Below are 13,757 nucleotides of genomic sequence, written 5' to 3'. Positions count from 1 at the left end.
ACGCTCGCCCGCCAACACCCCCACATTCCCAGGGAGTTCGCATGTCCAGGTTCTACGCGCGTCGACGGCTCGGCATCACCGCGGCGTTCAGTGCCCTCATCGCCTCCGCGGCCCTCTTCAGCGCCCCCACCGCCTCCGCCGCCCTCCCCACCCCGGTCAGCGCGGCCACCGCCCGCAGCTACCTCGCCCAGCTCACCGTGGCGACCGAGAACCGCACCGGCTACAACCGCGACCTCTTCCCGCACTGGATCACCGTCAGCGGCTCCTGCAACACCCGCGAGACCGTCCTCAAGCGCGACGGCTCCAACGTCGTCACCGACTCCGCCTGCGCCGCCACCAGCGGCAGCTGGTACTCCCCGTACGACGGCGCCACCTGGAGCGCCGCCGCCGACGTCGACATCGACCACCTCGTACCGCTCGCCGAGGCCTGGGACTCCGGCGCCGGCAGCTGGACCACCTCGCGCCGCCAGTCCTTCGCCAACGACCTGACCCGCCCGCAGCTCCTCGCGGTCACCGACAACGTCAACCAGGCCAAGGGCGACCAGGACCCGGCCACCTGGATGCCGTCCCGCACCGCCTACCGCTGCACCTACGTCCGCGCCTGGGTCCAGGTGAAGTACTACTACGGCCTCTCCGTCGACTCCACCGAGAAGAACGCCCTGACGAACTACCTGGCGTCCTGCTGATCCGCCCCTCTTTTCTGGCGCGGAACCTCCCCGCCGGCCTCCGTCGTTCCGTACCGTACGGGGCGACGGAGGAGGGCGATCACGTGACGGCACTGCGCCTTGGACCACTGCTGAGATACGCCGACGGCTCGTCCGCGACCGTCTGGGTCGAGACCGGCCGTCCGTGCACCGTCGAGGTGCGCTGCGCCGACGGCTCCCGCGGCACGGCCCGCACCTTCCAGATCGCGGGCCATCACTACGCGCTCGTGCCGGTGACCGGCCTGACCGCGGGCACGGCCACGGCGTACGAGGTGTACCTCGGCGACACCCGCGTGTGGCCCCTGGAGGACTCCCCGTTCCCGCCCTCGGAGATCCGCACGGGCACCACGCAGGACCCCGTCCGCGTCGCCTTCGGCTCGTGCCGCTGGGCCGCGCCCCCGGCCGCCGATGACGACCCGGCCGGACCGGACGCCCTGGACACCCTGGCCGCCCGCCTCGCCGCCGACCCCGCGGCCGAACGCCCCGACGTCCTGCTGCTCCTGGGCGACCAGGTGTACGCCGACGAGACCTCCGGGGCCACCCAGCGCTGGCTGTCCGCCCGCCGCGACCTGAGCGAACCGCCGGGACAGGGCGTGGCGGACTACGAGGAGTACACCCGGCTCTACTACGAATCCTGGCTCGACCCCGAGGTGCGCTGGCTGCTGTCCACCGTGCCCAGCTGCATGATCTTCGACGACCACGACGTCATAGACGACTGGAACACCTCCGCCGCCTGGCTCGCCGACATGCGGGACACCCCCTGGTGGCGCGAGCGCCTGCTGAGCGGGCTGGCCTCCTACTGGGTGCACCAGCATCTGGGCAACCTGTCGCCCACCGAGCTGGCCGCCGACCCGGTCTACGCGGCCGTGCGCGAGACACCCGACGCCACCGACGTGCTGCGCGCCTTCGCCGCCGAGGCCGACGCCGATCCCGCGTCCGTCCGCTGGAGCTACCGGCGCGACTTCGGCCGCGTACGCCTGCTGATGGTCGACACCCGGATGGCCCGCGTCCTGGAGGAGGGCAACCGCTCGATGCTCGATGCGGGCGAGGCCCAGTGGCTGCGCACCCAGGCACTGGAGGCGCCGGGCAGCTACGACCATCTCCTCATCGGCTCCTCCCTGCCCTGGCTGCTGCCGCATCTGGTGCACGACGCGGAGGGGTGGGACGCGGCCCTGTGCCGGGGCGAGAAGGGCGCGCGCTGGGCCCGGTTCGGGGAGAAGCTGCGGCGGGCGGCCGACCTGGAGCACTGGGCGGCGTTCCCGGACTCCTTCGACGCGCTGGCCGCGCTCATCGCCGAGGCCGGTTCGGGCGAGGGGGCACCGGCGACGGTGTGCGTCCTGTCGGGCGACGTCCACCACGCCTACGTGGCCGAGCCGACCTGGCCCGGCTCCGGCGGCCCCGACGCGCGCGTGCTCCAGCTCACCTGCTCCCCCGTCCACAACTCCGTGCCCCGGTCGATACGCCTCGGCTTCCGCTTCGGCTGGAGCAACGCCGCCCGCTTCCTCGGCCGCCGGGTCGCCGGACACGGACGCGTCCCGCGCCCGGCGATCGACTGGCGCCGCACCGGCGGCCCCTGGTTCGGCAACCAGCTCATGACGCTGACGATGAAGGGGCGCGAGTCGCGGCTGCGGCTGGAGCAGGCACGGGCGGACGGACAGGGCGGCGCACGGCTGACGACCGTGGAGGAGTCGGTTCTGACCACCGCATGAAGCACATCTGGGAAGTGTGGGGGCACATCCGGGCCGTGCGGCGGGCACAACTGGGACGTCTGGGGCGCGCGTTGGCTTCTGTGGTTCCCGACGGCATGATGAGGCGGACCGTCCGCTTCCCATCGGACGGTTCGCCGCTCTGCGCCCCACACGCACGGGAGTCACCGCATTGTCTGCACCGACCGCGGAATCCGCACCGGAGTCCGCCATACCGGGGTCCCCGTCCGGGCCCGCACCCGAGCCGGTGTCCGTCGCCCTCGTCGGTGCCGGGCCGCGCGGTACGAGCGTCCTGGAACGCCTCTGCGCCTCCGCCCGTGAACTCCTGCCGCCCGGCACCCTGCTGACGGTGCATGTGATCGACCCGGCGCCGCCCGGCCCCGGCCGCGTCTGGCGCACCGCGCAGTCGGCCGAGCTGCTGATGAACACCGTGGCCTCGCAGGTGACCCTGTTCACCGACGAGAGCGTGGACTGCTCGGGCCCGATCCGGCCGGGCCCGAGCCTGCACGAGTGGGCGGACGGCACCCTCGGACCCGACGAGTATCCGACCCGCGCCCACTACGGCCGCTATCTGGAGTGGGTGTTCGCCGAAGTGGTCCGGCAGGCCCCGCCCGGGGTGCGCGTCGAGACCCACACGGCCCGCGCCGTCCGCCTCGACGACGGCGCGGACGGCCGGCAGGCGCTCGCCCTGGACAACGGCCGTACGCTGACCGGCCTCGCGGCCGTCGTGCTCGCCCAGGGGCACCTGCCGACCGCACCGGACGCGGACCTGCGCCACCACGCGGCCCACGCCGACCACCACGGGCTTCGCCACATCCCGCCCGCCAACCCGGCCGACGTCGACCTGACCGCCGTCACCGCCGGCGAACCGGTACTGCTGCGCGGTCTCGGTCTCAACTTCTTCGACCACATGGCCCTGTTGACCACCGGCCGCGGCGGCCGCTTCGTCACCACCGGCGAAGGACTGCGCTACCTCCCCTCCGGCCGCGAGCCCCGCCTGTACGCCGGCTCCCGGCGCGGCATCCCCCACCAGGCACGCGGCGACAACGCGAAGGGCCCGTACGGCCGCCACCTCCCGCTCGTCCTCACCCCGGAGGCGATCGCGGGCTTCCGCAAACGCGCGGACTCCGGTGAGGCGCCCGACTTCCTCGCGGAGATATGGCCGCTGGTGGCGAAGGAGGTCGAGACGGTCTACTACACCGCGCTGCTGCGCCGCCCCGAGTTCACCGACCGCTACCTCGCCCTGCCGCACCGCGACCCCGAAGAGCTGCGGCTGCTCGACGAGTTCGGCGTCCCGGCCGCCGACCGCTGGTCCTGGGAGCGGATCTCCCGCCCGTACGCGGACCGCTCCTTCGACCACCCCGGCCAGTGGCGCGACTGGCTCCTGGCCCATCTGCGCGAGGACGCCGCGCAGGCCGCCCGGGGCAATGTGGACGGCCCGCTCAAGGCCGCCCTCGACGTGCTGCGCGATCTGCGCAACGAGATCCGCCTGGTCGTCGACCACGGCGGAGTCTCCGGCACCTCCCGCCGCGACCACCTCGACCGCTGGTACACCCCGCTCAACGCCTTCCTCTCCATCGGCCCGCCCCGGCGCCGCATCGAGGAACTGGCCGCCCTCGTGGCGGCGGGCGTGCTGGAGGTGCTCGGGCCGCGCCTGGAGGTGCGCCGCGCGGACGGCGCGTGGCTCGCGCACTCCCCCGACGTCCCCGGCTCGGCGATCCGCGTGAGAACCCTGATAGAGGCCCGCCTCCCGGAGCCCGACCTGCGCCGCACCGCCGACGACCTGCTCTCCCGGCTCCTGGAGACGGGCCGGTGCCGGCCGCACACCGTCGGCGGCTACGAGACGGGCGGCCTGGACGTGACACCCCGCCCGTACCACGTGATCAACCGTCAGGGGCGTCCCCACCCGCGCCGGTTCGCCTTCGGCGTGCCGACCGAAGGGGTGCATTGGGTGACCGCCGCCGGCGCCAGGCCGGGCGTCGATTCGGTCACCCTGTCGGACGCGGACGCGGTGGCGAGAGCGGCACTGCGCACGGCGGCGGAGGAGGCCGACCGGGCGAACCCGCGGCCGCGGCCTCAGCCGCAGCCGCAGGCCGAACTCGCCGGCATCGACTAGACCCGCCGTCCCTTCCTCTCCTCCCGTTCACACACCGATGGCGGTGCGGTGAACGTCCGTTTCCGAACACACGAGCCCCCCATGAACCGTCTGTCACACCTCGGGCGTACTCTGTGTGCTCACGGGGGAGCAACGGGGAGTCGCGGTGCTGGAGAGTCTGGGGTCACTGACAGGCAGTCCATGGATCTACGCCATGGTCGCCGCGTCGGTCCTCCTCGACGTGTTCGTTCCGGTGCTGCCGAGCGGTGTGCTGGTCATCATGGCCGCCACGGCCGCGGCCGCCGGCTCCGGCGCGGCGACCGGCCAGGTCCCGGACAGCGTCCCCGACATCCTGGCCCTCACGCTGTGCGCGACCACCGCCTCCGTGCTCGGCGACCTGGTGGCGTACCGCCTGGCCTGGCGCGGCGGCCCCCGTCTGGACCGTGCCCTCGCCCGGTCACCCCGCCTGATCACCGCGCAGGAACGTCTTGGCGCGGCCCTGGCCCGGGGCGGCGGCGCCCTTGTCGTCCTCGCCCGGTTCGCCCCCGCCGGACGCTCGGTCGTCTCCCTCACCGCGGGCGCCGCGCACCGCCGCGCCCGCGACTTCGTCCCCTGGTCCGCCCTGGCGGGCCTCGCCTGGGCCACGTACAGCGTCGCCCTCGGCTACTTCGGCGCCCACTGGCTGGGCGCGACCTGGCTCGCCACGGGGGTTTCCGTCCTGGCACTGATCGGGGCCGGCGCGGCGGCGACGTACCTGATGCGGCGCGAACAGGAAGCGGAGCCGGCCTAGCCGAGCCGGCGCAGCCGACGGGGTTCAGCGGGCACGCGGGAGGCGCGGTGACCGATGGTTGCCCGCTGCCGACCGGGGGCTGCTGACCCACGGCAAGCGACGACCGTCGGGGAACGCACGCCGGGCGACACGGACAGTGAGGCCCACGAGCGGCGAACGGCAGACACCCTGCGACAGACATCGTGCGGCGACATGGTGCGGCGGACAACAGACGGCAGACGGCAAGCGACACGGCAGGTGAGAACCCCGGGCGGCAGGTGACGATCGTCGGCCCGCGGCCGTCAGGCGTAAACCGTCAGGCGTAAACCGTCAGGTGAAAGCAGTCAGGAGTAAGCCGTCCGACCTGCGCCGGAGCGGCGTGGCTATCCCGCCTGCCGGGCGGCCCGTCCCCGCACCTCCAGTCCCGCGAGCAGCTCGGCCGTCGCCTCGGCGATCACGTCGACGGCGCGGTCGAAGACCTCCTGGTTGTGCGCGGCGGGTGCCCGGAACCCGGAGACCTTCCGCACGTACTGCAAGGCGGCGGCCCGGATATCGGCCTCGGTGGCCTCCTCGGGCAATACCGGCGGACGAAGCGTCTTGATACTGCGGCACATGACTCCAGTCTCCTTCTTCAGTGAGTGTTCGGCAGGGGCACGGGGCGGTTCGTCGGGGTGTGCGGCCGTCGGACGGCCCGGGGCCACGGGCCGGAGCGGCCGAGGCGGGACGGGCGGGGGCCTGCGCGGCCGAGGCGGGACCGCCGAGGACCGGTCAAGTGGAAACCCCGCTCCGCCCTATCGCCGTCCGACCCCCGCCTGCGATGATCCGCTTGAGGCGGCCACCTTCCCGGGGCCGACCGACGAGAGGAGCCATGGACCATGGCGCACGACGAACTCACCGTGGCGGTACTGGGCCCCGGAGGGGTGGGAGGCCTGCTCGCCGGCCTCCTCGCCCGGGCCGGCCACCGGGTGATCTGCCTGGCCGGCGAGACCACCGCCGAGACCCTGCGCACCACCGGTGTCCACGTCCGCAGCACTCTGTTCGGCGACTTCACCGCCGACGTCGAAGCGGCCGAAGAGCTGCGCGAACCCGTCGACGTCTGTCTGATCGCCGTCAAGCACACGGCCCTCGATGCCGCGCTCTCCCGCGTCCCCGCCCACACGCTGGGCGACGCCCTGCTCGTCCCCTTCCTGAACGGCATCGAACACCCCTCCCTCCTGCGCTCCCGCTACCGCCCCGACCAGGTGGCCCCGGCCGTCATCCGGGTCGAGTCGACCCGGGTCGCCCCCGGCGAGATCGAACACGCCAGTCCCTTCGCCGAGATCGACCTCACCGGCGACCCCGTGCCGCGTGAGCGTCTCGACGCGCTGGCGGCGGCCATCTCGGCCGCCGGGCCCACCACCCGCGTCCTGGACGACGAGGCGGCGGCCCTGTGGGCGAAGATGTCCTTCCTCGCCCCCTTCGCACTGCTCACCACGCGCTACGCCCTCCCCCTGGGCGACGTGCGCTCCCGGCACCGCGACGAGCTGGCGGCCCTCGTGGGGGAGACGGCCGCGGTGAGCCGAGCCTGTGGCGGTCCGGCCGACCCCGCCCAGGCGCTCGCCCGCTACGACGCCTTCCCGCCCCACACCAAGTCCTCCATGCAGCGTGACGCGGAGGCGGGCCGTCCTCTGGAACTGGACGCCATCGGCGGCGCGTTGCTGCGCGCCGCCGAGCGGCACGGCGTACCCACCCCGGTGGCGGCGAAGCTGGTGCGCGAGCTGAGCTACGTCACGTCTCCGACGTGATCGGCCGGGCCGCTCTCAGCCCCACGCCCAGGTCGTACCGCCAGTCGTTGGACGGCTTCCAGTGCCCCTTCGGGTACTCGAAGTCCTCCGTGCCGATCAGGGTGAACCCGGCTCTCCGGCACACCGCGTTCGACGCGGGGTGATCCACTCTGGGGAAGGCGTGGAGATACCGGTGCGCTCCCTCGGCCCGTGCGGCGGTCACCACCGCGCGGGCCGCCTGCACGGCCAGCCCCCGTCCCTGGAACTCGGGCAGCACTCCCCAGCCGGTCTCCCAGACCGGTCCGCCCCGCCACTCGCGCTCCCAGAACCCGATCGACCCCACGGTCTCGCCGCCGTCCGCCAGCACCACCCGGTACATCCCGCCCGCCGACAACTCGACGTACCGGCGGTGCCGCGCGACCAGGCGCTCCTCGCTCTCGGGGCCGCCCAAGTGCTCCGTCATCTCAGGGCTGTTGACCCTGCGCAGCAGCCAGAGATCACCCTCCGCCCAGGGCACCAGCCGCACCTGTTCACCCGCCACGTTGTCCATGCCGACCACGTTAGACCGAGGGTCTGACATCGCCCCGTGACCTGCGGGCCCGCCCGGTGGCCGGCGTCCCGGGCCGGCCTCAGCAGACCGTGCCGGGCTCGGCGGCCGTCGCCCGCAGCAGATCGCGCACCAGATCGAAGTCGATCCGCTCGGCCTTCCGGAAACGCAGGCACCCCTTGCCCATGTCCTGTCCGGCGAGCCGCTCCTCGAAGGCGTCGCGGACGTCGCCGCGCATCAGATAGAAGGAGACGTACTGCTTCTGCGACGCGAACGCGATCTCCGCCGCGCCGCCCTCCCGCTCGTACGCGGGCATGCCGTACGCCATCACCTCGCGGAACCCGGACAGCTCCGCACGGCACAGGTCCCGCAGCCGGCTCAGCGCCGCCCTGCGGTCCTCCTGCACCTCGGCGAGGTATGCGTCCACGTTCTCGGCCTTGCTCTGCACCATGCGCCGAGCGTACCGGGACCCGCTCGACCACTCGTTCGCATGAACCCCCAGAAGAAACTCGCCACCCAAAATCGAACAGGCGTACCATTGCGGCCGTGGCTACGACCTATGACTTTCCCAGCGACCTGCGCGCCGGTCAGGAGGAGCTGCATCAGGTCCGGGCCGAGCTGTCGGCCCTGCTGAAGCGGCTCCCCTGGTCGGTCGAGCCCCTGGACGGCTTCAGTGACGCCGGTGGCTGGCGCAAGATCGAACGCCCCGCCTCCCCCGGCTGGACCGCCGACGAACAGGCCGAGGTCGAAAAGCTCCGCCGACGCGAACACGAACTCGCGATCTTCGTCAGCACCCACCGCTACTGGTCGCAGCTCACGGGGCCGCACCACGTCGACGCCCGCGCGACCCTCAAGCACGCCCACGAAACCCCGCAGCCCGACAGCGAGGAGACCTGACCTGCTCCTGAGCGGCCGTGGATCTTGTCCCGACCTTCACACAACCTTCGCTTCTCGATGTGTGTCTAGGTGCGGGCGGCACGTACCACGCCGCATTTCAAGTCAGGAGCACCTCATGTCCAGCAACGCGCTGATGACCTTCAAGAGCCACATCGGGGGCAAGAACGCCGACGTGGCCATCCATCACGACCGGGTGGAGTGGGCCCGGGCCCGCGGGATGAGCGCCAAGAAGCTCACCGCGGGCCTGCTCACCGGCGGCGCGTCGCTCCTGGCCACGGGGGTGCGCAGCTCCGACGCGGGCACCGAGATGATCCCGGTCAGGAGCATCTCCAGCGTGGTGACCAAGCGGGACGGCCTGATGTTCACCAAGGTCGTGGTGGTGGCCTCGGGCAACACGATCGAGTTCCGGGTGCCGCACGACGCGGCTCCCGGCATCAAGTCACTGCTCACCGACCTGGTGCTCGGCAAGGTCCCCGCCCCCGACCAGGCCGCCCCTCCCGCTGCTTCCCCCGCTCCGGCCGCGGCCCCCGCGCCGCAGACGAGCACACCGGTCGAGCAGTTGCGGCAGCTGGCGGAACTGCGGGACGCGGGCATCCTCTCGGAGGAGGAGTTCGCGGCCAAGAAGGCGGAGATCCTCGCCCGCATGTGACGCGCACCGACGCGGTGGCCGCGACATGGACGGCCGTCGCGGTACGGCCGTCTCCACGCCGCCGTTCCGTCACGTGAGCGGCCGGCGGCCCTGAACGGCCGAAAAAGATCCAGGCTCAGGTCTCCGGGTGGCCACCCGGAGACCTGAGCCTTCGTCATGTCCTGCGACCGCTGGACGCGGACGGTCTCGCACCGCCGACAACCGCCTGGTGAGGGCGGACGCGGTCAAGAGCAGAAGCACACAGGTCACTCCGGCTGCTGTCGCACGGCAACCGGGGACGGCGGTACGTCAGTAGCCGGTGCCGCGCTTGACCTGGGCCCGCTCGACCGCATGGGTCGTACCCTTGTCGTCCAAAGTGCGACACGCGTCGACGATGTCCTGGCTCAGGCGATCGATCTGCTCGCGGCTCAGGGTCTCCTTGACCAGGGCACGCATGATCTTCACCCGCTCCGCGTCGGGCGGGAGCGTGTACGCCGGCACCATCCAGCCGCGCTCGGCGGAGAGTTGCCAGGCGACGTCGGACTCGTCGTAATCGTGCTTGCCGGCGAGACGGAAAGCGACCAGCGGCAGTTGCTCGAGGTCGCTCCCGATCACTTCGAAGCGGCCGGTGCTGCGCAGGTTGTCCGCCAAGGCATGGGCGTTCTGCTGCAGCATCTTCATGACGTAGGTGTATCCCTGACGACCGAGCCGGACGAAGTTGTAGTACTGCGCGAGCACCATCGACGCGCCGGTGGAGAAGTTCAGCGTGAACGTCGCGTCGGTCTTGCCCAAGTAGTTCTCGTGGAACACGAGCTCCTCGGGCAGATCGGACTCTTCGCGGAAGACCAGCCAGCCGATACCGGGGTAGACCAGGCCGTACTTGTGTCCCGAGACGTTGATCGAACGGACCTGTTCGAGCCGGAAGTCCCATTTCGAGTCCGGGTAGAGGAACGGCCACACGAACGCGCCGCTGGCTCCGTCGACGTGGATCGGGATGTCGAGGTCCCGCTCTTTGCGCACGTCCCGCAGCAGCTTGTCGATCCCGACGATGTCGTCCTTGTGGCCGGTGAACGTGGTGCCGAGGACGGCGACGACGCCGATCGTGTTCCCGTCGAGGTGGGGCTCCACGTCCTCCGGACCGATCGTGTACTTGTTCTCGGCGAGCGGCACGATCCGCGGCTCGACGTCGAAGTAGCGGCAGAACTTCTCCCACACGACGTGGACGTCCCCGCCGAAGACCAAGTTGGGTCGGTCGACCGACAGACCGGCCGCTTGGCGGCGCTTCCGCCACTTCCACTTCAGCGACAGCGCCCCGAGCATGATCGCCTCGGACGAGCCCTGGGTCCGGCATCCGGTCGTCCTGCCCGGCGCGTGGAAGAGGTCGGCGAGCATGCGCACGCAACGCTGCTCGATCTCGGCGGAAATCGGGTACTCCGCATGGTCGATGAAATTGCGGTGGAGATTCTCGGCGATGATCCGTTGCGCCTCCGGCTCCATCCAAGTGGTGACAAACGTGGCGAGGTTGCGCTGCGGGTCCCCCTCCATGGCGAGATCCACCGCCAGCAGCCTCATCGCGTCCGTCGCGGGCATGCCTTCCTCAGGGAAGTTCTCGCAGGGAGCGGGCACGGTCAGGAATCGGTTACCGAACAGCGCCAAATCGTCACGCTCAGTCATATGACGATTCAAACAGCGCCGATGTCCGCCTAGACGAGGGACACGCCGAGCCGGGAACAGTGAGGCACCGTACCGGCAGCAGACAGCTTCCGGAGTTCACGGACACGGCCCCGACCGAACCGGCTCGTCTCCGTCGGCGCCCGCGGCGGTGGCGTCCTCCGCCGCAACGACTCCCGACGGATCTGGCTGCACGCCCTCGACTCGACCGACCTCGGCGACGTCCGTGCCACGATCTACGGCCGAGAAAGACCGAGGCCCAGATCTCCGGGTACCCACCCGCCGACCTGGGCCTACGACGTGTCCTGAAACTGGTGGGCGCGGACGGTTTCGAACCGCCGACATCCGCCTTGTAAGGGCGGCGCTCTACCGCTGAGCTACGCGCCCAGGACGAGTCGACAGCCTACCTTGCCCGAGGCACTGTCCTGCAAACCCGTATTCCCTGGCCGGACTCGGGGCGGGGGTTAACCCCACCGCGGATCCGGGAGCGCTCCGGATCCCGCGGCCGGGGCGCCGTCCGTACCGTCGAGGAGTCGCCTCACCGGCCAGGACAGGCCCGGCCCGGGGGCGGCGCTCGAAGCCTGTCTCAGGGGGAGATCGTGATGGCCCGAACCGTATCCGTTCCCGTTCGTGCGGCCGCCGTCGCCGGTGCCGTGGTGGTCGTCGTCGCGGGGGTGACCGGCTGCGGTGCGTCCGCCGGGGACGACAAGGATCCCGAGCGGAGGTCGTTCGCCCTGGAGGGGTCGACCCTGACCGTCGACTCCGACGACTCCGCACTGGAGATCGTCGCCGCGGACACGAACCGGGAGGGCCGCATCGAGGTCACCCGGTGGTTCCAGGGCTCGGTCGTCGCGGGCGGCGATCCCGAGGTGACCTGGTCCATGGCGGACGACCGTCTCGTCCTGCGGCTGAAATGCTCCGGTTTCATCGCCGACTGCTCCGCCCGGCACCGGGTCGAGGTGCCGCGCGGCGTCGACGTCAGGGTGGAGAACGGGGACGGCGGTGTGCGGGCCCGCGGCTTCGAGGACGCGCTGGACATCCGTACCGGCGACGGCTCGGTCCGGGTCGAGGGCACCACCGCGCCGCTGAAGGTCCGCACCGGCGACGGTTCCGTCGACGTGGACGACGCGACCGGGCCGGTGGAGCTGCGCACGGCCGACGGTTCGGTGCGCGCCGACGTCCGCTCCCGCGAGGTCCGCACCCGCACCGGCGACGGATCGGTCCGCCTCGAACTGGGCGTCGTACCCGACCTGGTGGACTCCAGCAGCGGCGACGGATCCGTCACCGTGGCGCTGCCCCGCGCCACGTACCGGGTGACGACGCAGACCGGCGACGGGGCGGTCGACGTGTCCGTGCCCCGGGACGACTCCAGCACGCATGTGGTGTCCGCCCGCACCGGCGACGGCAAAGTCACCATCCGAACAGCGAACTAACGGGCCCGTGTGTTCGTCCTTAACCGGTGGGAGAATGACACCGGGCAGGGCGGATGACAGCACGGGAGAGGGATGTGACGGCGACACCACCTCAGCCGGACTCGCCGTCGATGCCGCACGCCCGCAGCGGCCCCTTCCGGGTGGCCGCGGCGCTCCGTGACACCGTTGCCCTGATGACTCTTCCGCTGGTCGCCGCGCTGGTGCTGCCGGCCGCGTTCGCCGGCGGCGGCACCCGGCGCTGGTTCGGCGGGCGCGGCGAGAGCCAGCGCGCCGAGGCGCAGGCGGCCAAGGACGCCGCGGCGGCCGCGTTCTACGAACTCGACACCGCCCAGCGCGACCTGCGGATCTCGATCGAGACGATCGCCGCCGTCGACGACTCGCCGGCCGCGCGCCGCGCCGCCACGGACTTCGAGGCGCTGGGCCGCCGTATCGACGAGGCCAGCCACCACTACATCGACGCGGTCGACGCCCACGACCTCGACCGTGACGATCTGGAGGCCTCGGCCGCCGTCCGCGCCCGCACCGAACTGACCAAGGCCAAGGACGAGCTCGGCCGCGTCAAGAAGGATCTGGACCGGTTCGCGGAAGGCCTCGGTCCGCTGCTCGGCAAGGCCGAGACCCAGCTCGCCCGGCTGGCCCCCGCCGTGGAGCGCGCACGGCAGTCGCTGCTGGCCGCCTCCAACGCCCTTGACACCGCGCGGGGATCGGGCCTGCGGGCGGACGACCTCGCCGCGCGTCTCGCCGCTCTCGCCCCGGAGCTGACCAGGTTGAACCAGGGCGCCGGGCAGCACGGCGTCCCCCAGACCCTGGAGCGGGCCGAGCGCGTCGCCCGCGAGGCGGAGACGATCCGCGCGGAGGCCGAACGGCTGCCGGAGCGGGCCGCCGAGATCGATCACCGGCTGGTCTCCCTGCGTACGCGTGCCCAGGCCCTGACCACACGGGCCGGCCAGGTGGAGCCGGTGCTGAGCGAGCTGCGGCGGCGGTTCGCCGTGGCCTGCTGGCAGGACCTCCAGCCCGTGCCCCGGCAGGCCGCCGAGGCGGTCCGGCAGGCGGAGCTGAAGCTCACCGAGGCCCGGGCCGCGCGCGACGCCCAGCGGTGGCCGGACGCGACCGCGCTGCTGTCGACGGTCCGGGCGCTGCTGAACTCCACCGACGAGGCGGTGTCGGCCGCCGGCGACCGGCTCCAGCGGCTGAACGCCGTGCAGAAGGACCCGCAGCAGGAGATCGAGCGGACCCGGTTCGCGATCCGGGACGCCCAGCGGCTGGCCATGGCCGGCCGGAACACCCCCGACCCGCGCCACGCCCGTCCCCTGGACGACTCGGTAGGGCGACTGGAGCGGGCGATCGCGACCCTGGACGGCCGGCACCCCGACTACTGGCATTTCCTCACCGAGACCGAGGCGGTCCGGCGGGCGGTGGCCCGGGTTGTGTCGCAGATCCGCGAGGAGCGCGGGGGCGCCACCGGCCAGTAGCGGCCGGGGCGACCACACGGGACGACCGCGGGGCCGCCCGCCTGGGCGATCGCCCCGGGCGACTGCCGGTCG

General features: G+C 72.2%; 13 protein-coding genes and 1 tRNA gene. 9 read left to right on the top strand and 5 right to left on the bottom strand.

Going from position 1 to position 13,757, the window contains the following annotated elements; all coding sequences use genetic code 11:
* Positions 1-41 precede the first annotated feature (41 nt).
* The 4 genes from DN051_RS26675 to DN051_RS26660 all read left to right on the top strand — a co-directional run bounded on the left by DN051_RS26675 (position 42) and on the right by DN051_RS26660 (position 5,295).
* The gene (locus DN051_RS26675; protein WP_053758565.1) at positions 42-686 is read left to right on the top strand and encodes an HNH endonuclease family protein; all 645 of its coding nucleotides are present in this window, start codon (positions 42-44) and stop codon (positions 684-686) included.
* 83 nt (positions 687-769) lie between these two features.
* On the top strand, positions 770-2,413 hold the full coding sequence (locus tag DN051_RS26670) for an alkaline phosphatase D family protein (RefSeq protein ID WP_053758566.1): 1,644 nt from the start codon (positions 770-772) through the stop codon (positions 2,411-2,413).
* 208 nt (positions 2,414-2,621) lie between these two features.
* Positions 2,622-4,526, top strand: a complete 1,905-nt coding sequence (locus DN051_RS26665) for an FAD/NAD(P)-binding protein (protein ID WP_112442455.1) — start codon at positions 2,622-2,624, stop codon at positions 4,524-4,526.
* Between the two features lie 145 nt (positions 4,527-4,671).
* The gene (locus DN051_RS26660) at positions 4,672-5,295 is read left to right on the top strand and encodes a DedA family protein (RefSeq protein ID WP_053758568.1); all 624 of its coding nucleotides are present in this window, start codon (positions 4,672-4,674) and stop codon (positions 5,293-5,295) included.
* Positions 5,296-5,657: 362 nt separating this feature from the next.
* On the opposite strand, the gene DN051_RS26655 is transcribed toward DN051_RS26660, so the two are convergent.
* On the bottom strand, positions 5,658-5,888 hold the full coding sequence (locus tag DN051_RS26655; protein ID WP_053758569.1) for a DUF2277 domain-containing protein: 231 nt from the start codon (positions 5,886-5,888) through the stop codon (positions 5,658-5,660).
* Between the two features lie 261 nt (positions 5,889-6,149).
* Between DN051_RS26655 and DN051_RS26650 the strand changes: the two genes are divergently transcribed.
* The gene (locus DN051_RS26650; RefSeq protein ID WP_053758570.1) at positions 6,150-7,058 is read left to right on the top strand and encodes a ketopantoate reductase family protein; all 909 of its coding nucleotides are present in this window, start codon (positions 6,150-6,152) and stop codon (positions 7,056-7,058) included.
* Here the strand turns inward: DN051_RS26650 and DN051_RS26645 are convergent.
* Complete coding sequence (locus DN051_RS26645; RefSeq protein WP_053758571.1) at positions 7,042-7,587, bottom strand: GNAT family N-acetyltransferase; 546 nt, start codon at positions 7,585-7,587, stop codon at positions 7,042-7,044. The two genes, DN051_RS26650 and DN051_RS26645, sit on opposite strands and share 17 nt — an antisense overlap.
* A 79-nt stretch (positions 7,588-7,666) precedes the next feature.
* Positions 7,667-8,035, bottom strand: a complete 369-nt coding sequence (locus DN051_RS26640) for an iron chaperone (RefSeq protein WP_053758572.1) — start codon at positions 8,033-8,035, stop codon at positions 7,667-7,669.
* A gap of 95 nt (positions 8,036-8,130) precedes the next feature.
* Between DN051_RS26640 and DN051_RS26635 the strand changes: the two genes are divergently transcribed.
* Complete coding sequence (locus tag DN051_RS26635; RefSeq protein WP_112439641.1) at positions 8,131-8,481, top strand: hypothetical protein; 351 nt, start codon at positions 8,131-8,133, stop codon at positions 8,479-8,481.
* 115 nt (positions 8,482-8,596) lie between these two features.
* On the top strand, positions 8,597-9,130 hold the full coding sequence (locus tag DN051_RS26630) for an SHOCT domain-containing protein (RefSeq protein WP_053758574.1): 534 nt from the start codon (positions 8,597-8,599) through the stop codon (positions 9,128-9,130).
* A gap of 288 nt (positions 9,131-9,418) precedes the next feature.
* Here the strand turns inward: DN051_RS26630 and gad are convergent, their stop codons facing one another.
* Complete coding sequence (gene gad / locus DN051_RS26625; protein WP_053758575.1) at positions 9,419-10,783, bottom strand: glutamate decarboxylase; 1,365 nt, start codon at positions 10,781-10,783, stop codon at positions 9,419-9,421.
* A 309-nt stretch (positions 10,784-11,092) separates the two neighbouring features.
* Positions 11,093-11,167 (bottom strand) — tRNA-Val (locus DN051_RS26620).
* Positions 11,168-11,382: 215 nt separating this feature from the next.
* On the opposite strand from DN051_RS26620, the gene DN051_RS26615 reads away from it, so the two are divergent.
* Both DN051_RS26615 and DN051_RS26610 read left to right on the top strand, forming a co-directional pair.
* A complete protein-coding gene (locus DN051_RS26615; RefSeq protein ID WP_112439640.1) occupies positions 11,383-12,213 on the top strand; it encodes a DUF4097 family beta strand repeat-containing protein in 831 nt (276 codons plus the stop codon).
* Positions 12,214-12,287: 74 nt separating this feature from the next.
* The gene (locus tag DN051_RS26610) at positions 12,288-13,685 is read left to right on the top strand and encodes a coiled-coil domain-containing protein (RefSeq protein WP_112439639.1); all 1,398 of its coding nucleotides are present in this window, start codon (positions 12,288-12,290) and stop codon (positions 13,683-13,685) included.
* The last annotated feature ends 72 nt before the right edge of the window (positions 13,686-13,757 follow it).

This window comes from Streptomyces cadmiisoli (assembly GCF_003261055.1).
Lineage (GTDB): Bacteria > Actinomycetota > Actinomycetes > Streptomycetales > Streptomycetaceae > Streptomyces > Streptomyces cadmiisoli.
The sequence above is the reverse complement of the archived record's forward strand: the minus strand, read 5'-3'. Positions and strand labels throughout refer to the sequence as shown.